Origin of the sequence: Streptomyces sp. NRRL S-1022, from assembly GCF_000720135.1 — a bacterium.
Lineage (GTDB): Bacteria > Actinomycetota > Actinomycetes > Streptomycetales > Streptomycetaceae > Streptomyces.
The window spans coordinates 210,249-228,927 of sequence record NZ_JOIU01000012.1; the positions used below are offsets into that span (position 1 = coordinate 210,249).

An 18,679-nucleotide genomic window follows, 5' to 3' on the forward strand; every position below is an offset into this window, starting at 1 on the left:
CATGCGCCCCGGTGTGGTCCTCGCCCTCGTCCCCGCCTCCTGTCTCGCCCTGCTGGGCACGGCGCCCGGCTCCGAACCGGTGCCGCTGCCCGCGACGATGGCGGACACGGGCGGGGGCCGCCAGCTGATCGTCGCCCGGGCCCCGGACACCGGCGCCACGACGGGCACGGTCGGCTGGTGGGACCTGCGGGACGGGCAGTGGGTCCAGGCGGGATCCGCACCGGCCCGGTTCGGGGCCGGCGGGCTGGTGGAGGGCGGCACCCGCACGCAGGGCACGAACACGACACCGACCGGGCTGTACGACCTGCCCTTCGGCTTCGGGATCAAGGCGGCGCCGGCCGGTACGACGGTCGAGTACCGGGCGGTGAAGGCGAGTTCCTGGTGGTGCCAGGACAACGACTCCGCCTCCTACAACCGCTGGGTCGACCCCCTGCCCGCCGACTGCCGCGCCGCCGAGTCCGAGCACCTGGTCGACTACCAGGCGCAGTACGCCCACGGCCTGGTCATCGGCTTCAACTACGACCGGCCGGTGCGGGGGCGCGGCGCCGGCATCTTCCTGCACGTCGACGGGAAGGCGGCGACGGCCGGCTGTGTGTCGGTGCCGGAGGACGCCATGCGGCGGATCCTCGCCTGGACCGATCCGGCGGCCCGGCCGCACATGGCCATCGGCACGGTGGGCGGGGACACGGCGGTCACCCGGTACTGAGGGCGCCGTGCGCGGTCTCCACGGCGGGCAGGCGCACCGTGAAGCCCGTGGATCCCGGCCCGCTGTCCAGGGACACGCCGCCCCCGTGCGCCTCGGCCACCGCCGCGACGATCGACAGGCCCAGGCCCGCTCCGCCGCCGGGGGCGCCGGCCAGGCGGCGGTGTTCGGCGCGGGTGAAGCGTTCGAAGACGGTCGGGCGGATGTCCTCGGGGACGCCGGGACCGTCGTCGTGGACGGTGAGGCGGGCCTCGCCGGGGCCGGTGACCAGGGTGACCGTCACCTCGGTGCCCACGGGTGTGTGCACACGGGCGTTGGCCAGCAGGTTGGCCACCACCTGGTGGAGGCGGTGCGCGTCCCCCGGCACGGTCACCGGCTCCGCCGGCAGGTCCAGGGTCCAGCGGTGGCCGGGGCCCGCGGCCCGGGCGTCCGTCACCGCGTCCAGGACCAGGCGGGTCAGGTCCACGGGGCGGCGCTCCAGCGGGCGGCCCGCGTCCAGGCGGGCGAGCAGGAGCAGGTCGTCCACCATCTCGCCCATGCGGGCGGACTCGGCCGTGATGCGGTGCAGGGCGCGGGTCACCTCCGGGGGCACCGGGCCCGGGTGCAGGAGGGCCAGTTCGGCGTGGCCGCGGACCGAGGCGACCGGGGTGCGCAGCTCGTGGCTGGCGTCGGCGGCGAAGCGGCGCAGCCGCTCCTCGCCGGCGTGGCGCTTGGTCAGGGCGTCCTCGACATGGCCCAGCATGCGGTTGAAGGCGGCCGCCACCTGGCCGACCTCGCCGTGCGGGTCGGTGTCCGGGGCCCGCGGCGGCAGCACGACCTCGCCGCTGGCCAGCGGGAGTTCGCTGACCCGGGTGGCGGTGGCGGCGACCCGGCTGAGCGGCCGGAGCGACCAGCGGACCCAGCAGGCGCCGGCGACACCGGTGACGACCAGGGCGAGGCCGAAGACGGCGCCGGCCACCAGTTCCAGGCGGTGGACGGTGGCCTGCACCGGCTCCAGCGGGAGGCCGACGATCAGCACGTCGCCGTCCCGGCCCGCGGAGGCGACGACCCGGTAGTCGTGCAGGGCGGACAGGTCGACGGTGTGGGGCCGGGCGTCGACCGGCACCCGGGTCAGCCGGCTCGCGTCCCGCGCGGTCAGGTCCACGTCCAGGTCGGCGGCGGGGTCGCCGGAACGGATCAGCCCCTTGTGGGTGACCGTGCCGTGCAGCAGGCGGGCGCCGAAGGTGCCGGTGGCCGTGCGGCGGGTGTCGGCGTGCTCGTCGCCGTCGTGGTCGTCGGGCAGCCGGCCCTCGTGTTCCAGGCTCTCCGGGAACCGGGTGCCGACCTGGGCGAGCTGTTCGTCCAGGCGCTGGGTGAGGAAGCCGTTCAGCTCCACGACCGCGGCCAGGCCGACGGCCGCGCAGCTCACCGCCAGCAGTGCCACCAGCCCGACGGTGAGCCGGGCGCGCAGGGTGCGGGGGCGCGGCGGCCTCACCGGGGCACCGGCTTCAGGACGTACCCGGCCCCGCGCACGGTGTGGATCATGGGTTCGCGGCCCGCGTCGACCTTCTTGCGCAGGTAGGAGATGTACAGCTCGACCACATGGGCCCGGCCGCCGAAGTCGTACGACCAGACCCGGTCGAGGATCTGCGCCTTGCTGAGCACGCGGCGCGGGTTGCGCATGAGGAAGCGGAGCAGTTCGAACTCGGTCGGCGAGAGTTCGACCAGTTCGCCACCCCGGGTCACCTCCCGGGCGTCCTCGTCCATCACCAGGTCGCCGACGGTCAGCCGCGGGCCCTCCTCCTGCACGCGGGCCATCCCGGCGCGGCGCAGCAGGCCGCGCAGCCGGGCGACGACCTCCTCCAGGCTGAAAGGCTTGGTGACGTAGTCGTCGCCGCCCGCGGTGATCCCGGTGATGCGGTCCTCGACCGCGTCCCGGGCGGTGAGGAAGAGCACACACACCTCGGGCTGCACGGCGTGCAGCCGGCGCAGCACCGCGAAGCCGTCGGTGTCGGGGAGCATCACGTCCAGCACGACGGCGTCCGGCAGCAGCTCCCGGGCGGCGGCGAGCGCGGCGGCGCCGTCGCCGGCGGCGCGCACCTGCCAGCCCTCGTAGCGCAGGGCCCCGGTGAGCACTTCGGCGAGGTCGGGGTCGTCGTCGACGACGAGGACGCGCAGCGGGGTGCCGTCGGGGCGGGTGAGGGCGGGGCGGCCGGAGCGGGTGGTGTTCATGGCGTCTACCAGCATCGTCGGTCCAGGTGGCCCGGGGTGCCCCGCGCACCTGTGAGTTTCCTCTGAGTCCGCCCGGCGGAGCGGTCGCTCAGAGCTGCCTCAGAGGTTCGCCCCGCACAGTGGCGGGGCCGACGGACGAAGGGACGGATCACTGATGACCACCGTGGATGCGCGACGGGCGGCCCCGGTCCCGCCGCTGCCCGGGACCGGCCGGCGCTCCCTCGCCGGACTCGTTCAGGCCCTGCTGTGGGCGGGGGCGGCGGCCGTCCTCGCGCTGTGGTGGGCGGACACCGGGTCCGTGGTCGGGGCGGCGGGCTGGCTGACCGGGGCCGGACGGATCGCCGGGCTGCTGTGCGGGTACGCCTGCGCCGTGCTGGTCGGACTGATGGCGCGGGTGCCGGTGCTGGAGACGCGGGTCGGCTCGGACCGGGTGGCGCGCTGGCACGCGCAGGCCGGCCGGTACACGATCTGCCTGCTGCCGGTGCACGTCGTGCTGGTCCTGGCCGGGTACGCGGCTCAGGACCGGGCCTCGCTGTGGCACGAGGCGGTCACCGTCGTCCTCGACTACCCGGAGATGCTGAAGGCCACCGCGGGCACGGTGATCCTGTGCGCGGCCGGCATCACCTCGGCCCGGGCCGTGCGCCGCCGCACCGGGCACGAGTTCTGGTACCACGTCCACCTGATGACCTACGCGGCCGTGTTCCTGGCGTTCGGGCACCAGCTGGCGCTGGGCGAGCAGTTCAACGGCGACGCGGTGGCGACCGCCGCCTGGTACGCGCTGTACCTGGGCGTGGCCGCCCTGGTGCTGTGGTTCCGGGTCCTCGCCCCGGTCCGGCTCAACCGGCGCCACCGGCTGACCGTGGACTCGGTCCACCGGGAGGCACCGGGGGTGTACTCGGTGGCCGTACGGGGGCGGCGGCTGGAGGAGCTGGCCGCACGGCCGGGGCAGTTCTTCCGCTGGCGGTTCCTCACCGAGGGCATGGCCTGGACGTCGACGCCGTACTCGCTGTCGGCGCCGCCGCGCCCCGACCTGCTGCGCATCACCGTCAAGGCGCTCGGCGACCACAGCGCGGCCGTGTCCCTGCTGCGCCCCGGCACCCGGGTGTGGGCGGAGGGCCCCTACGGCGCCCTGACCGCGGACCGGGCCGCCGGCCGGCACGCCCTGCTGATCGCGGCCGGCGTCGGCGTCACCCCTCTGCGAGCGCTGTTCGAGACGCTGCCCGGCGAGGTCACGCTGCTGTACCGGGCGCGCGGTGCCGAGGACCTGGCCCTGGGCGGCGAGCTGGAGGCGATCGCCCGCCGGCGGGGCGCACGGGTGCTGTACGCGCTCAACGGGCCCGGCGGGGAGCGCCCGTCCCTGACCGCGGAGGCGCTGCGCGCGACCTTCCCCGGGCTGGCCGGGCACGACGTCTTCGTCTGCGGCCCGCCGGGCTTCGCGCGGGACGTGTACCGGGCGCTGCGGGCGGCCGGCGTGCCCGACCGCCGCATCCACCACGAGTCCTTCGAGCTGTGACGCACCGAGGCGTAGAGAGGCCTGCACCATGCACGCGTTGAACAAGAGCCGCCCGCTGCGCCGGATCGTGCTGGCGAGTGCCGCGACCGTCTCCGGGATGGTGCTGCTGCTGGCGCTGAAGCCGCACACGCCTCCCCCGCTGGTGACGGCGGGCACCAAGTCGCCCGCCGCGGCGGGCGGTTCGGCGCCGGGCCGGGCCGGCGGGAGCCGGACGGCCACCGGGGACAGCGTCCAGACCCGCTGGGGTCCGGTCCGGGTGCGGGTGACGGTGGAGGACGGCCGGCTGACCGACGTCACGGCCGTGTCCTACCCCGAGGACAATCCGCGCGACCGGGAGATCAACGGCTACGCCCTCCCCCAGCTGCGGCGGGAGGCGCTGGCGGCGCAGAGCGCGCAGATCGACTCCGTCTCCGGGGCGACGTACACCAGTGACGGATACCGGCAGTCGCTGCAGTCCGCGCTGGACTCGGCCGGCCTCTGAACACCCGGCGCGTGCGGCACGTATCTGAGGGCCAAGGGTCAAGTCCCCACGGAGGAACCGTGACCACCACGCTCGCAGGCGGACGCGCCGCCCGCCGACAGACGATGCGCCGCATCCGTCCGCGCCGCTCCCCGGCCGTCCCGCTGCTGCTCGCCGTCTGGGCGGGCGCGGCGGCCGTGCTGTGGCTGTGGTGGCACAACACCCCCGCCATCGCCGACATGACGGGCCAGGTCCTGGGCGCGGGCCGGATCACCGGCCTGCTGGCGGGCTATCTGATGGCTCTGGTGGTGCTCCAGATGGCACGCGTCCCGGCGCTGGAGCGGCGGGTCGGCTCGGACCGGGTGGCCCGCTGGCACGCGATGAGCGGCCGGTACACGCTGTGCCTGATCGTCGCGCACGTCTTCCTCACCATGTGGGGGTACGCGCTGCAGGCCGGCAAGTCCCTCGGCGACATCGTCCAGCAGACCGTCGACTCCGTCGACCAGCTGCCGGACCTGGGCAAGGCCGCCATCGGCACGGGCCTGTTCGTGGTCATCGGGCTGACGTCGGTCGGCCCGGTCCGCCGCCGGCTGCCGTACGACGCCTGGTACCACGTCCACCTGCTGACGTACGCGGCGGTGTTCCTGACGTTCTGGCACCAGATCACCACCGGCAACGACTTCGCGGTGGAGCCGGCCGCCAAGACCTTCTGGTACGGCCTGTACGGCGCCGTCACCGCGCTGGTGCTCTGGTACCGGATCCTCAGCCCGATCCGGCTGAACCTCCGCCACCGCATGCGCGTGGAGGCGGTCGTCGAGGAGACGCCGGGCATCGTGTCGGTGCTGATCGGCGGGCGGAGGCTGCACCGGATGGGCGCCGAGGCCGGCCAGTTCTTCCGCTGGCGCTTCCTCGCCCCCGGCATGCGGTTCAGCTCGCACCCGTACTCCCTGTCGGCCGCCCCGCGCCCCGGCCTGCTGCGGATCACGGTGAAGGCGATCGGCGACCACAGCGCCCGGCTGCGCGAGCTGGAGCCCGGGACGAAGGTGTGGGCGGAGGGCCCGTACGGCGCGCTCACCGCGCAGCGCCGCAGCCGCGGCAAGGTGCTGCTGGTCGCGGGCGGGGTCGGCATCACGCCGATGCGGGCGCTGTTCGAGACGCTGCCCGGGGCCGCCGGTGACATCACGCTGCTGTACCGGGCCAACACCACCCAGGACCTGGCGCTGTGGGACGAGCTGGCGGCGATCGCCGACGAGCGGGACGCGCGGCTGATGTACGCGGTGAACAGCCCGGAGGGCGAGCGGCCGGACATCTCCGCGGAGAACCTCCGGCGGAAGATCCCGGACATCGAGACGCACGACGTCTTCATGTGCGGCCCGCCCGGGTTCGCGCAGTCGGTGTACGAGGCCCTGCGGGAGGCGGGGGTGCCCGCCCGCCGTATCCACCACGAGTCGTTCGAGATGTGAGCGGAGCTGCGAAGCCATGAGGAAGAGCCACCCCGTGCGGCGGGTCGTGCTGGCCACCGCCGCGACCGTGTCCGGTGTCGTGCTGCTGCTGTCGCTGAAGCCGGCGTCGGACCCGGCCGCCGCGTCGGCGGCGGGCGCGGCCCCGCAGCAGACGGCGGCCGGGCAGCGGTCGCCGCAGGGCGGCACCCAGACGGGCTCCGGCACGGTGACCGGTGACGCGGCACAGACCCAGTACGGGGCCGTGCAGGTGCGGCTGACCGTCAGCGGCGGGAAGATCACGAAAGCGGAGGCGGTCCAGGCTCCCAAGGGCGGCCTGAGCGACCAGAAGACCCAGCTCGCCGTCCCCCGGCTCAACCAGGAGGCCGTGGCCGCGGGAACGGCGGACATCGACTCCGTCTCCGGCGCCACCTACACCAGCGAGGGCTACAAGAAGTCGCTGCAGTCCGCGCTGGACCGGATGAAGCCGGCGTCGTCGGGCACCCCGGGCGCGGCCGGCTCGGCGCAGGCCCGGACGGTCACCGGGAAGGCCGTGCAGACCCAGTACGGGCCGGTGCAGGTCCGGATCACGGTCAGCGGTGGGAAGATCACGAAGGCGGAGGCGGTCCAGGCGCCCAAGGGCGGCCTGAGCGACCAGAAGACCCAGCTCGCCGTCCCCCGGCTCAACCAGGAAGCGGTGGCGGCGGGAACGGCGGACATCGACGCGGTCTCCGGCGCCACCTACACCAGCACCGGCTACCGGCAGTCCCTGCAGTCGGCGCTGGACCAGGCCGGTGGCTGACACCGTGGCCGAGGAGGCTCAGGCGCCCGCGGTGCGTCACGCCGAGGAGGTCATGGGGACGGTCTTCTCCTTCGACGTCCGCGGCGGGGAACCGGACGCGGTGCGGGCGGCGCTCACCGAGGCCGTCGCCGGGCTGCACCGGGCGGACGCGCTGTTCAGCACGTACTGCGAGGACAGCGAGGTGTCCCGGCTGGCCCGGGGCGAGCTGACCGTCCCGCGGTGCGCTCCCGAGGTGGCCGAGGTGCTGGAGCTGGCGGCCGAGGCGGAGCGGGTGAGCGAGGGCTGGTTCAGCCCGCGCTACCAGGGCTCGCTGGATCCCACCGGCATCGTCAAGGGCTGGGCGGCCGAGCGGGCGGCCCGGGTGCTGGCGGCGGTGGCCGGGGTGCGCGGGGTGAGCGTCAACGGGGGCGGGGACGTGCAGTTGCTGGGCGCGCCGGAGCCGCAGCGCGCCTGGCGGGTGGGGGTGGCCGATCCGCTGCGGCCCGGCGGCCTGGCGGCGGTGATCTCGGCGGCCGGCACGCCGGAACTGGCGGTGGCCACCTCCGGTACGGCCGAGCGGGGGGCGCACATCGTGGATCCGCGCACCGGGCGTCCCGCGGTGACGGACCTGGTGGCGGTGACGGTGGTCGGACCCCGGCTGACCTGGGCGGACTGCTGGGCCACGGCCGCGTTCGCGATGGGTTCCCGGGCGGGTCTGGCCTGGCTGGAGACCCTGCCGGACGTGGAGGCCCTGCTGATCACCGCGGGCGACGAGGTGCGGTGCACCGGGGGGCTGGCGGCGCGGCTGGGCTGATCCACCCGGGCGGCGAATGTCGGTGTTTCGCACGAAATGCAGTTTTTTTCCGCCGGGACCCCATCCGATACCGGCCTCGGGACGTATCTCCTGTGAGACAAGTTTCAGGAGGCAACGACATGGCCATCTTCAGCAGCCTGATGCCGGCGCGGCATGACCGCGGCGGCGACTCGTCCGGGCACGACCGCTCCGGACACGGGCACGGGCACGACCACGGCGACCACGGTCACGGCGACCACGGCGACCACGGCGACCACGGCCACGGCGACCGTCACGGCCACGGCCACGACAACTACTGACACCCACGCGGCTGAGCGGACCGGAGGCCGAAGGACCCGGTCCGCTCGGCCGGCCCCCGAGGAACGCACGCCATGGCGCATGTCCTGCGGCGTCTGCTCCCGCCGGCCGAGGCCTCCGACGCCGTGGTGGCGGCCGCTCCCCCGCTGCCCCCGCGCGAGGTGTTCCGGCGGTTCTGGCCGTACACCCGCGGCGGCCGGCGCTGGCTCGTGCCCGTCGTCGTGTTCAGCCTGACCGGTCCCCTCGTCGACGCGGCCGAGCTGTGGCTCTTCAAGATCGTCGTGGACGACGTCCTCGTCCCCCGCGATCTGCGCCCCTTCCTGTGGATCGCGCCGGCCTACCTGGGCCTGGTCCTCTGCTCCGGCATCCTGGGCTTCGCCGACGACGTCACCTCCACCTGGGTCGGCGAGCGCTTCCTGCTCGCCCTGCGCTCCGACGTCTTCCGGCACGTCCAGGGGCTGTCGCTCGGCTTCTTCGAGCGCCGGCGGCTCGGGGACGTGCTGTCCCGGGTCACGGGCGACGTCGACGCGGTGGAGACGTTCCTGCTCTCCGGGGTGGCGGACGCCCTCTACTACGTGGTCCGCCTCGGTGTCTTCCTCGGCCTGCTGTGCTACCTGCGCTGGGACCTGACCCTGCTCGCCCTGGCCATCGTGCCGCTGTTCTGGGGCGCCGCCCGGCACTTCTCGCGGCTGATCAAGGAGGCGTCCCGGGAGCGCAGGAGGCGCAGCGGCTCGCTCAGCGCCGTCGCCGAGGAGTCGCTGGGCAACGTCGTGCTGGTGCAGGCGTACAACCGGCAGGGCTGGGAGGAGCGCCGGTTCGACCGGGAGAACCTCGGCCGGTTCCGGGCGGCGATGGCCTCGGCACGGATCCGTGCCGTCTACGGACCCGTCGTGGAGACCATCGAGGTGGCCGGCGGTCTCACGGTGATGGGCCTGGGCACCTGGAAACTGGCCCAGGGCCAGCTCACGCTCGGCGGACTGCTGGTCTTCCTGGCGCTGATCGGCAAGCTGTACGGCCCGGTCCGCGGGCTGTCCCGCCTCGGCACCACCTTCTACGCGGCCTCCGCCTCGGCGGAACGGATCATCGAGCTGCTGGACCAGCGGCCCCAGGTGACCGAGGCACCCGGCGCCCGGCGGACCGGCCGCGCACGGGGCGAGCTGGAGTTCGACGGGGTGTGGTTCCGCTATCCCGGCGGCCCGTCCTGGGCGCTGTCGGACGTGTCCTTCCACGTGGCGCCCGGGGAGACGCTCGCGCTGGTCGGGGCCAGCGGGGCGGGCAAGTCGACCGTCGCCAAGCTCCAGCTGCGCTTCTACGACCCCGACCGGGGCGCGGTCCGCCTCGACGGCACCGATCTGCGGCAGCTGAGCCTGTCCGACGTCCGGGAGAGCGTGGCGGTGGTGCTCCAGGAGACCCTCGTCTTCCACGGCACCGTCCGGGACAACATCGCCTACGGCCGGCCGGGGGCCACGGACGCCGACATCGTCGCGGCGGCGCGGGCCGCGGACGCGCACGAGTTCATCGAGCTGCTCCCCGAGGGCTACGACACCCTGGTCGGCCAGCGCGGCCGCACCCTGTCCGGCGGCCAGTGCCAGCGGCTGGCGATCGCCCGCGCGATGATCCGGGACGCACCCGTGCTGCTCCTGGACGAGCCGACCGCCGGGCTCGACGTCCGGTCGGGCCGGCGGATCATGGACCCGCTGCGGCGGCTCATGGCCGGGCGGACCACGGTCGTCATCTCCCACAACCTGCTGACCGTCCGCGACGCCACGCGCATCGCCGTCCTCGACCACGGCCGGATCGTGGAGCACGGCGCCCACGACGACCTGCTCGGACACGACGGCACCTACGCCCGGCTGCACCGGCTGCACACCGGAGCGGTGCTGTCGTGAGCGCCCCCGCCGAACCCGACACCCCGCCCCTGCCCCCGGGCACGGAACCGGCCCCGGGCTACGAGATCCTCGCGGGCCTGGCCCGCACCGGCTGGCTGGACGTCTACGACGCCTGGAGCGCGGAACGGGACTGCCGGTGCGTGATCAAGGTGGTGCGCGCCGACCGGCGCGGCGAGCGGCGGCTGGGCGAGCGGTTGCTGCGCGAGGGACGGTGGCTGCGCGACTTCACCCATCCCCACCTGGTCCGCGGCTACGACGTCCGCACGGAACCCGAGCCGCTCGTCGTCCTGGAAACCCTGACCGGTGAGACGCTGTCCCACCTGCTGCACCGGCTGCGGCACCGGCCGTCCGCGGCCGACGTGGCGCTCCTCGGGGTGCAGCTGTGCTCCGCGGCCCACTACCTGCACGGCCGGGACCTGCTGCACCTGGACCTCAAGCCGTCGAACGTGGTGGTGGAGCGGGGGCTGGCGAAGGTGCTGGACCTGAGCGTGGCCCGGCCGCCGGGCCCCGCCCCGGCGGGCGTGGGCACCTGCTGCTACCTCGCCCCGGAGCAGGCCCGCGGCGGGCCGCTCACGGCCGCCGCCGACGTGTGGGGCATCGGCGTCACCCTGTTCGAGGCCGCCTGCGGTGACCTGCCGTTCGACTGCCGCGCGACCGGCGGGACGGCCGGCCGGCCGTACGCCGGGGACGAGCCGGGCACCGGGACCGGCACCGGTGCCCCGGAGGACCGGTGTCCGCCGCCGGAGCGGACCGCGCCGCCGGCCGGCTCCCGGCGGCGGCTGCCGCCCGTGCTCGCCGCCGCCGTCGACGGCTGCCTGCGGCCCGATCCGGCCGCGCGGCCCACCGTCGCCGCACTGGCCGCCGCCCTGGAGGCCGTCCTGCCCGTGCCGCGCCGCGGCCGGTGAGCGCGGGCGGCTCACGTCACCGGGGTCGTCACCTGCCCCTTCTCCAGCTGGGCGGTGGCGAGGAGGGTGCCGTCGGGAGACGTCAGGCGGGCGCTGGAGTACTGGGTGAGGTCACCGGGCACCGCCACGCCCCAGTTGCCGTGCCCGTTGCGCAGGGCGAAGTCGCCGGCGCGCAGGCTCGTGCCGTCGGGGCGGTCGAGGAAGCAGGTGACGGTGCCGTCGTACCGGGTGCCGGTGAGGGCGACGGACACGAAGATCCAGCCGGGCGGGCCCGGGTGGGCGTAGACCTCGCCGACGGGCTGCCCGCCGCGCCCGGCCGGGGTCATGTCCCCGACCATCACCGGCTCGGTCGCCACGGCGGGCGGCGAGGCGACGACCTGCTCGACGGCGGTGCCGATCGCCCAGCCGGCGAACCCGACGGCGACGGCGAGCGTGGCCCCGGCCACCGCGACCCGGGTCCGGATCCGCCGGGCGCCGCGGCGCGGGCCCGGGCGGGAGCGGGCGCGGGCGGGCCGCTGCGCCTCGGACGCGGTCGCCTGCCGGGCGAGGCTGCGCGCCACGCGGTTCTCGAACCCGGGGGGCGGCTCGCGGTCCGGCAGCAGGCCGACCAGCCGGTCACCGACCTGGGTCAGCTGCCCGACGTACTCCCGGCAGTCCGCGCACCGGTCCAGGTGGGCGACCGCCTCGGCGCGCTCCCGGGCGGGCAGCACGCCCAGCGCGAGCTCGGGGCCGATCTCCCGCAGCTTCTCGCAGTGCATGTCACCGGACATGGTCGCCTCGTTTCACAGACGCGACGGTGGTGCGCAGCTTTGCCATCGCCGTCCTGATCCGCGTCTTGGCGGTGCCCAGCGGGATCCGTTCCGCGTCGGCGACCTGCCGGGCCGTCATGCCGTAGATCCCGGCCAGCAGCAGCGCCCTGGCCTGCTCCCGTGGCAGCCGTGCCAGGGCGGCCCGGACCTGGGCGGAGGCCTCGTCGGCCAGCGCCCACCGCTCGGGGGTCTCGGTGACCACGTCCAGCAGGTCCTCGAGATCCTCGGGTGCCATCGGCTGTGTCCGCCGGGCACGGACGACGTCGATGGCCAGGTTGTGCGCGATGCTCGTCAGCCAGGTCATGACCGAGCCGCGGCGCGAGTCGTAGATCTGCGCGTGACGCCACGCCCGCTCGAACGTCTGCTGGGCGACGTCCTCGGCGAGTTGCTGGTCCCTGGTGACCGCCATGGCCACACCGAAGACCCGGTGCTGGAACCTCCGTACGAAGAGCACGGCCAGCTGCGGATCTCCGGCGGCCAGCCCGGACAGCAGAGCCTCGTCCGGGAGGCGGCCGACGGGGAACCGGTTTCCCGACACACCTCTGTATACGGTCGACGGCCGCCAGGGGATTGCCCGTCCCCCGGCCCGCTCGCCGCGGAAGATCACATGCCCATTCTGCGTCGGCCCGGCGGCCGCCGCACGCGGTCAGTGGCCGTTCTGCGCCAGCCGCAGCAGATGGTCCGCCAGCGCCTGCCCCCCGGTGGGGTTCCGGCTGATCAGCAGCAGGGTGTCGTCGCCGGCGATGGTGCCCAGGATGTCGTGCAGTTCCGCCTGGTCGATGGCGGAGGCCAGGAACTGCGCGGCCCCCGGCGGGGTGCGCAGGACCACGAGGTTCGCCGAGGCCTCCGCGGAGATCAGCAGCTCCTGGGAGAGCCGCCGCATCCGCTCCTCCTTGGCCGACCCGCCCAGCGGGGCGCGCGGGGTGCGGAAACCGCCCTCGCTCGGCACCGCGTAGATCAGGTCGCCGTCGGTGTTGCGGATCTTCACCGCGTTCAGCTCGTCGAGGTCCCGGCTGAGCGTCGCCTGCGTGACGTTCAGCCCGTCGTCGGCGAGCAGCTTGGCCAGCTGGCTCTGCGACCGCACCGGCTGCCGGTTGAGGATGTCCACGATCCGCCGGTGCCGTGCGGTGCGGGTCTGCGGTACGGCGGGTCCGGCCCCTGCCGCCTGCTCGTGGTCCTGCGCCTGGCTCATCGTCGTCTCATTCTCCGGATCGTCCGTCCCCATCCACAGGGCCAGCTGCGTCGAGGATGCCGGGCAGCGCCCGGAGCAGCGCACCCGCCTCGTCGTCGCGGAGATTGAGCGGCGGCATGAGCCGTACGACGTCGGGGGCGGGCGCGTTCACCAGGAACCCGGCCTCCTGGGCCGCCTGCTGCACCTGCGGTGCGCGCGGCCCGGTGAGCACGATACCCAGGAGCAGGCCCGCGCCCCGGACATAATCGATCAACGGGTGGTCCAGCGCCTCGATTCCCGCCCGCAGCCGCTCGCCCTGCCGCTTGACGTTGTCGAGCAGGTCCTCGCCGGCGATCGTGTCGAGCACGGCGAGTCCGGCGGCGCAGGCGACCGGGTTGCCGCCGAAGGTGGTGCCGTGCTGGCCGGGCCGGAGCAGTTCCGCGGCACGGCCGAAGGCGACGGTCGCGCCGAGCGGCAGCCCGCCGCCGAGCTGCTTGGCGAGGGTGACGACGTCGGGCAGCACGCCCTCGTGGGCCTGGTACTCGAACCAGGTGCCGGTCCGGCCGATGCCGGTCTGCACCTCGTCCAGGACCAGCAGGGCGCCGGTGGCGGCGGTGATCGCGCGGGCGGCCTTGAGGTAGCCGGCCGGGGGCACGACGACGCCGTTCTCGCCCTGGATCGGCTCGATGACGACGAGGGCCGTCTCCTCCGTCACCGCGGCGGCCAGCGCCTGGGCGTCGCCGTAGGGGACGTGGGTGACCTCGCCGGGCAGCGGCAGGAAGGGCTCCTGCTTGGCGGGCTGGCCGGTGAGGGCGAGGGCGCCCATCGTGCGCCCATGGAAGCCGCCGTCGGCGGCGACCATGTGCGTGCGCCCGGTGAGCCGGCCGATTTTGAACGCGGCCTCGTTGGCCTCGGCGCCGGAGTTGCAGAAGAAGACCCGCCCCTCCCGTCCGAAGAGCTGGAGCAGCCGTTCGGCGAGGGCGACGGTGGGCTCGGCCAGGAAGAGGTTGGAGATGTGGCCGAGGGAGGCGATCTGACCGCTCACGGCCTCCACGATCGCGGGGTGCGCGTGGCCGAGGGCGTTGGTGGCGATGCCGCCGACGAAGTCGAGGTACTGCTTGCCGTCGGCGTCCCACAGCCGGGTGCCCTCGCCGCGGACGAGGGGCAGGCGCGGGGTGCCGTAGTTGTTCATGAGCGCGCCCTGCCACCGCTGGGTCAGCTCCTGATTGCCCGTCACTGTGCGTCCCCCTCAGGCTTGTCGGGCACGACCATGGTGCCGATGCCCTCGTCGGTGAAGATCTCCAGCAGGATCGAGTGCTGGACCCGGCCGTCGATGACGCGGGCGGTCGTCACGCCGTTGCGCACGGCGTGCAGGCAGCCCTCCATCTTCGGCGCCATGCCGGAGCTCAGCTCCGGCAGGAGTTTCTCCAGCTGGGATGCGGTGAGGCGGCTGATCACCTCGTCGCTGTTCGGCCAGTCCTCGTAGAGGCCCTCGACGTCGGTGAGGACCATGAGGGTTTCGGCGCCCAGTGCCGCAGCGAGTGCCGCAGCAGCCGTATCAGCATTGACGTTGTAGACATGTCCGTCGTCCTGGGAACGGGCGATCGAGGAGACGACCGGGATGCGGCCGTCGGCGAGCAGCGCCTCGATGGCGCCCGTGTCGATCGCGGTGATCTCGCCGACCCGGCCGATGTCGACCGGTTCGCCGTCGATCCGGGGCTGGTGCTTGGTGGCGGTGATGGTGTGCGCGTCCTCGCCGGTGAGGCCGACGGCGAGCGGGCCGTGCCGGTTGAGCAGGCCGACCAGCTCGCGCTGGACCTGCCCCGCGAGCACCATCCGTACGACGTCCATGGCGTCCTCGGTGGTGACGCGCAGGCCCGCCTTGAACTCGCTGACGATGCCGTGCTTGTCGAGGGCGGCGCTGATCTGCGGGCCGCCGCCGTGCACGACGACCGGCTTGAGGCCGGCGTGGTGTAGGAACACCACGTCCTGGGCGAACGCGGCCTTCAGGTCCTCGTCGACCATGGCGTTGCCGCCGAACTTGATGACGACCGTCCGGCCGTTGTGCCTGACCAGCCAGGGCAGCGCCTCGATGAGGATCTGGGCTTTCGGCAGGGCCGTGTGCTTGCGAGTGCTCATGAGGAGTAGGCGCTGTTCTCGTGGACGTAGTCGGCGGTCAGGTCGTTGGTCCAGATGGTCGCGGTCTCGGTGCCCGCCGCGAGGTCGGCCACGATGTGGACCTCGCGGTAGCGCATGTCCACCCGTTCCCTGTCCTCGCCGACAGAACCGTTCTTGCACACCCAGACGCCGTTGATGGCGACGTTCAGCCGGTCCGGCTCGAAGGCGGCCTTCGTGGTGCCGATGGCGGAGAGCACGCGGCCCCAGTTGGGGTCCTCGCCGTGGATGGCGCACTTCAGGAGGTTGTTGCGGGCGATGGAGCGGCCCACCTCGACCGCGTCCTCCTCGCTCGCCGCGTTGACCACCTCGACCTTGATGTCCTTGCTGGCACCCTCGGCGTCGCCGATGAGCTGCCGGCCGAGGTCGTCGCAGACCTGCCGGACGGCCTCGGCGAACTCGTCGTAGCCGGGGGTGACGCCGCAGGCACCGGAGGCGAGCAGCAGGACCGTGTCGTTGGTGGACATGCAGCCGTCGGAGTCGACGCGGTCGAAGGTGACCTTGGTGGCCGCGCGCAGCGCCTTGTCCAGCTCCTCGTTGCCGAGGTCGGCGTCGGTGGTGAGGACGACGAGCATGGTGGCGAGACCCGGGGCGAGCATGCCGGCGCCCTTGGCCATGCCGCCGACGGTCCAGCCGTCCCCGCTGCTGACGACGGACGTCTTGTGGACGGTGTCGGTGGTCTTGATGGCGATGGCGGCCTTCTCGCCGCCGTGCTCGGACAGCTGGGCGGCGGCCGTCGCGACGCCCGGGAGCAGCTTGTCCATGGGCAGCGGCACGCCGATCAGGCCGGTGGAGCAGACGGCGACCTCGATGGCGCCGCGGCCGAGCGCCTCGGCGGCCTTCTCGGCGGTGGCGTGGGTGTCCTGGAAGCCCTTGGGGCCGGTGCAGGCGTTGGCACCGCCCGAGTTCAGGACGACGGCCGAGACCTGGCCGCTCTTGAGCACCTGCTCGGACCAGAGCACCGGTGCGGCCTTCACACGGTTGGAGGTGAAGACGCCCGCGGCGGCACGGCGGGGCCCGTTGTTGACCACGAGGGCCAGGTCGGGGTTGCCGTTCTCCTTGATCCCGGCGGCGATGCCCGCCGCCGTGAATCCCTTGGCTGCCGTGACGCTCACGGTGCGACTCCGATCGTGGAAAGCCCGGTGGTCTCGGGGAGACCCAGGGCGATGTTCATGCTCTGGACGGCACCGCCCGCGGTGCCCTTGGTCAGGTTGTCGATGGCGCTGATCGCGATGATGCGGCCCACGGACGCGTCGTACGCGACCTGCACCTGAACGGCGTTGGAACCGTGCACGGACGCCGTCGCGGGCCACCGGCCCTCGGGGAGCAGGTGGACGAAGGGCTCGTCGGCGTAGGCCTTCTCGTAGGCGGCGCGGACCGTGTCCGCCGTGACCCCCGCGACGGCCCTGGCGCTGCACGTGGCGAGGATGCCGCGGGGCATCGGCGCGAGGGTCGGTGTGAAGGAGACCGCGATCCGCTCGCCCGCCACCCCGCTCAGGTTCTGGATCATCTCGGGGGTGTGCCGGTGGCCGCCGCCGACGCCGTACGGCGACATGGAGCCCATGACCTCGCTGCCGAGCAGGTGCGGCTTGGGCGCCTTGCCCGCGCCGGAGGTGCCGGAGGCGGCGACGACCACCGCCTCGGGACCGGCGAGGTGGGCCGCGTAGGCCGGGTACAGGGCGAGGGAGACGGCGGTCGGGTAGCAACCGGGCACCGCGATGCGCTTGGACCCCTCCAGCGCGGCGCGGGCGCCCGGAAGTTCGGGGAGGCCGTAGGGCCAGGTGCCGGCGTGCGGGGAGCCGTAGAAGCTCTCCCAGTCGGCCGGGTCCTTCAGCCGGAAGTCGGCGCCCATGTCGATCACGAGGACGTCGGGGCCGAGCCGCTCGGCGACGGCGGCGGACTGCCCGTGCGGCAGCGCGAGGAAGACCACGTCGTGCCCGGCGAGCGCCTCCGGCGTGGTCTCGGCCAGCACCCGGTCGGCCAGCGGCAGCAGGTGCGGCTGGAGCGCGCCGAGCCGCTGTCCGGCGTTGGAGTTGCCGGTCAGGGCACCGATCTCGACCTCGGGGTGCGCGAGGAGCAGGCGCAGGACCTCTCCGCCCGCGTATCCGCTCGCTCCGGCCACCGCCGCACGTACCGCCATGTCCACCCTCCTCTGGATGGCATGACTATACGTATCGCTGCACGTTTATGCAATGGGTTTGGGGAGCATGACCCAGCGGGAGACGACGAAGGTGACGGGGACGGCCACGGCCGAGGCGAGCAGCGGGGCGAAGCGGCTGCCGGCGTGCAGGACGTCCACGATCAGGTACACCCCGGCCGTGGTGATCACGAGGTTGGTCACGTTCGTCAGCGGGAACAGCAGGAACTTCCGCCAGGTGGGCCGGATCCGGTAGGTGAAGCGAGCGTTCAGGAAGAAGGATCCGACCATGCTGAGCAGAAAGGCCAGCACGTGCGCCGCGAGATAGGGAAGGCCGGTCAGGAAGAGGAGGTAGAGGCAGTAATAGGCCGCCGTGTTGACGACGCCCACCGCCGCGAAGGTCAGGATCTGCCGCATCAGGGAATGAGATCTTTCGTCCGTTCCACATTGGTCGCCTTCACCAGGAAGTGCGGGCGCCCCTTCACCTCGTAGTAGATGCGGCCGGTGTACTCCCCGATGACTCCCAGCATGACCATCTGGACGCCCGCGAGCGCGGTCACGGCGGTGATGATGGTCACATAGCCGGGGGTCTGGACGCCGTTCACGAGCGCGGCGCCCACGATCCAGGCGGTGTAGAGGCCGGCGCACAGCAGCAGGCCCACCCCGAGCCAGAGCGCGGCGCGCAGCGGGCGGTTGTTGAAGGACAGCAGGCCGTCGAGGCCGTAGTTGAGCAGGCCGCGCAGGTTCCAGGAACTGCGGCCGGCCTCGCGCGCGGCGTTGCGGTACTCGAAGGTGGTGCTCGGGAAGCCCACCCACGCGAACAGGCCCTTGGAGAAGCGGTTGTACTCGGTGAGGGCGAGCACCGCGTCCACCACCCGGCGCGACAGCAGCCGGAAGTCGCCGACGCCGTCGACGAGTTCGACGTCGACCAGGCGGTTGACGAGCCGGTAGTACAGGCGCGCGGTGAAGGTCCTGGTGAGCCGGTCACCGGTGCGGGTGCGCCGGGCGATGACCTGGTCGTGGCCCTGTTCGCGCAGCTCGACCATGCGCTTGATCAGCGCCGGCGGGTGCTGGAGGTCGGCGTCCATGACGATCACCGAGTCGCCCGAGGCGTGCCGCAGGCCGGCCAGCAGGGCCGCCTCCTTGCCGAAGTTGCGGCTGAAGGAGACGTAACGCACCCGGGAGTCGAGGTCCGCCAGCTCCTTCAGGACGGCGAGGGTACGGTCCCGGCTGCCGTCGTCCACGTACACGAACTCCATGTCGTGGCCGAGGGGCAGCAGTTCCTCGGCGACCTTCTGGACCTCCCGGTGGAAGCGGGTGAGGACGTCTTCCTCGTTGTAGCAGGGCGCGACGATCGATATCAGCATGCGGAAAT

General features: G+C 73.6%; 20 protein-coding genes. 9 read left to right on the top strand and 11 right to left on the bottom strand.

All coding sequences use genetic code 11. The features are described from left to right. Window position 1: 1 nt before the first annotated feature. Window positions 2-706, top strand: coding sequence for a L,D-transpeptidase family protein (locus IG05_RS0118745; protein WP_030343989.1), 705 nt, complete (start codon window positions 2-4; stop codon window positions 704-706). Here IG05_RS0118745 and IG05_RS0118750 read toward each other — a convergent pair. Continuing rightward, the gene (locus IG05_RS0118750; RefSeq protein ID WP_030343990.1) at window positions 693-2,177 is read right to left on the bottom strand and encodes a sensor histidine kinase; all 1,485 of its coding nucleotides are present in this window, start codon (window positions 2,175-2,177) and stop codon (window positions 693-695) included. The two genes, IG05_RS0118745 and IG05_RS0118750, sit on opposite strands and share 14 nt — an antisense overlap. Further along, the gene (locus IG05_RS0118755) at window positions 2,174-2,914 is read right to left on the bottom strand and encodes a response regulator transcription factor (RefSeq protein WP_030343992.1); all 741 of its coding nucleotides are present in this window, start codon (window positions 2,912-2,914) and stop codon (window positions 2,174-2,176) included. The genes IG05_RS0118750 and IG05_RS0118755 overlap by 4 nt, the downstream gene beginning before the upstream one ends. 154 nt (window positions 2,915-3,068) lie before the next feature. Here IG05_RS0118755 and IG05_RS0118760 point away from each other — a divergent pair, with 154 nt between their 5' ends. From IG05_RS0118760 to IG05_RS0118795, 8 genes are all read left to right on the top strand, one after another. Further along, window positions 3,069-4,427 (top strand): ferric reductase-like transmembrane domain-containing protein, encoded by a 1,359-nt coding sequence (locus IG05_RS0118760; protein ID WP_030343994.1) that lies wholly within the window; start codon window positions 3,069-3,071, stop codon window positions 4,425-4,427. Window positions 4,428-4,455: 28 nt separating this feature from the next. Continuing rightward, window positions 4,456-4,908 (top strand): FMN-binding protein, encoded by a 453-nt coding sequence (locus tag IG05_RS0118765; protein ID WP_030343996.1) that lies wholly within the window; start codon window positions 4,456-4,458, stop codon window positions 4,906-4,908. A gap of 59 nt (window positions 4,909-4,967) precedes the next feature. After that, window positions 4,968-6,350 carry a ferric reductase-like transmembrane domain-containing protein gene (locus IG05_RS0118770; RefSeq protein ID WP_030343997.1) on the top strand — a complete coding sequence of 461 codons (1,383 nt, stop codon included), beginning with the start codon at window positions 4,968-4,970 and terminating at the stop codon, window positions 6,348-6,350. A gap of 16 nt (window positions 6,351-6,366) precedes the next feature. Continuing rightward, a complete protein-coding gene (locus IG05_RS0118775; RefSeq protein ID WP_030343998.1) occupies window positions 6,367-7,128 on the top strand; it encodes an FMN-binding protein in 762 nt (253 codons plus the stop codon). Window positions 7,129-7,180: 52 nt separating this feature from the next. Continuing rightward, on the top strand, window positions 7,181-7,921 hold the full coding sequence (locus IG05_RS0118780) for an FAD:protein FMN transferase (RefSeq protein WP_199808344.1): 741 nt from the start codon (window positions 7,181-7,183) through the stop codon (window positions 7,919-7,921). 119 nt (window positions 7,922-8,040) lie between these two features. After that, a complete protein-coding gene (locus tag IG05_RS47875; protein ID WP_030344002.1) occupies window positions 8,041-8,220 on the top strand; it encodes a hypothetical protein in 180 nt (59 codons plus the stop codon). Between the two features lie 72 nt (window positions 8,221-8,292). Further along, window positions 8,293-10,107, top strand: coding sequence for an ABC transporter ATP-binding protein (locus tag IG05_RS0118790; RefSeq protein WP_030344004.1), 1,815 nt, complete (start codon window positions 8,293-8,295; stop codon window positions 10,105-10,107). Next, window positions 10,104-11,012, top strand: coding sequence for a serine/threonine-protein kinase (locus IG05_RS0118795; RefSeq protein ID WP_037814189.1), 909 nt, complete (start codon window positions 10,104-10,106; stop codon window positions 11,010-11,012). The genes IG05_RS0118790 and IG05_RS0118795 overlap by 4 nt, the downstream gene beginning before the upstream one ends. Window positions 11,013-11,023: 11 nt before the next feature. On the opposite strand, the gene IG05_RS49985 is transcribed toward IG05_RS0118795, so the two are convergent. The 9 genes from IG05_RS49985 to IG05_RS0118840 form a co-directional block, all read right to left on the bottom strand. After that, window positions 11,024-11,782 (bottom strand): hypothetical protein, encoded by a 759-nt coding sequence (locus tag IG05_RS49985; protein ID WP_030344007.1) that lies wholly within the window; start codon window positions 11,780-11,782, stop codon window positions 11,024-11,026. Then, the gene (locus IG05_RS0118805) at window positions 11,772-12,359 is read right to left on the bottom strand and encodes an RNA polymerase sigma factor (protein ID WP_030344009.1); all 588 of its coding nucleotides are present in this window, start codon (window positions 12,357-12,359) and stop codon (window positions 11,772-11,774) included. The genes IG05_RS49985 and IG05_RS0118805 overlap by 11 nt, the downstream gene beginning before the upstream one ends. Before the next feature lie 108 nt (window positions 12,360-12,467). Next, window positions 12,468-13,013 carry an arginine repressor gene (locus IG05_RS0118810; RefSeq protein WP_030344011.1) on the bottom strand — a complete coding sequence of 182 codons (546 nt, stop codon included), beginning with the start codon at window positions 13,011-13,013 and terminating at the stop codon, window positions 12,468-12,470. 7 nt (window positions 13,014-13,020) lie between these two features. After that, a complete protein-coding gene (locus IG05_RS0118815) occupies window positions 13,021-14,229 on the bottom strand; it encodes an acetylornithine transaminase (RefSeq protein WP_030344012.1) in 1,209 nt (402 codons plus the stop codon). After that, window positions 14,226-15,131: an acetylglutamate kinase gene (gene argB, locus IG05_RS0118820; protein WP_030344014.1), complete on the bottom strand. Its 906-nt coding sequence runs from the start codon at window positions 15,129-15,131 to the stop codon at window positions 14,226-14,228. The genes IG05_RS0118815 and argB overlap by 4 nt, the downstream gene beginning before the upstream one ends. Further along, the gene (gene argJ / locus IG05_RS0118825) at window positions 15,128-16,282 is read right to left on the bottom strand and encodes a bifunctional glutamate N-acetyltransferase/amino-acid acetyltransferase ArgJ (protein ID WP_030344015.1); all 1,155 of its coding nucleotides are present in this window, start codon (window positions 16,280-16,282) and stop codon (window positions 15,128-15,130) included. The genes argB and argJ overlap by 4 nt, the downstream gene beginning before the upstream one ends. Further along, window positions 16,279-17,307: an N-acetyl-gamma-glutamyl-phosphate reductase gene (gene argC, locus IG05_RS0118830; protein WP_030344016.1), complete on the bottom strand. Its 1,029-nt coding sequence runs from the start codon at window positions 17,305-17,307 to the stop codon at window positions 16,279-16,281. Before argC ends, argJ begins: the two co-directional genes overlap by 4 nt. 45 nt (window positions 17,308-17,352) lie before the next feature. Continuing rightward, the gene (locus IG05_RS0118835) at window positions 17,353-17,721 is read right to left on the bottom strand and encodes a GtrA family protein (RefSeq protein ID WP_030344018.1); all 369 of its coding nucleotides are present in this window, start codon (window positions 17,719-17,721) and stop codon (window positions 17,353-17,355) included. Beyond that, a complete protein-coding gene (locus tag IG05_RS0118840) occupies window positions 17,721-18,671 on the bottom strand; it encodes a glycosyltransferase family 2 protein (protein WP_030344019.1) in 951 nt (316 codons plus the stop codon). Before IG05_RS0118840 ends, IG05_RS0118835 begins: the two co-directional genes overlap by 1 nt. Window positions 18,672-18,679: the final 8 nt, after the last annotated feature.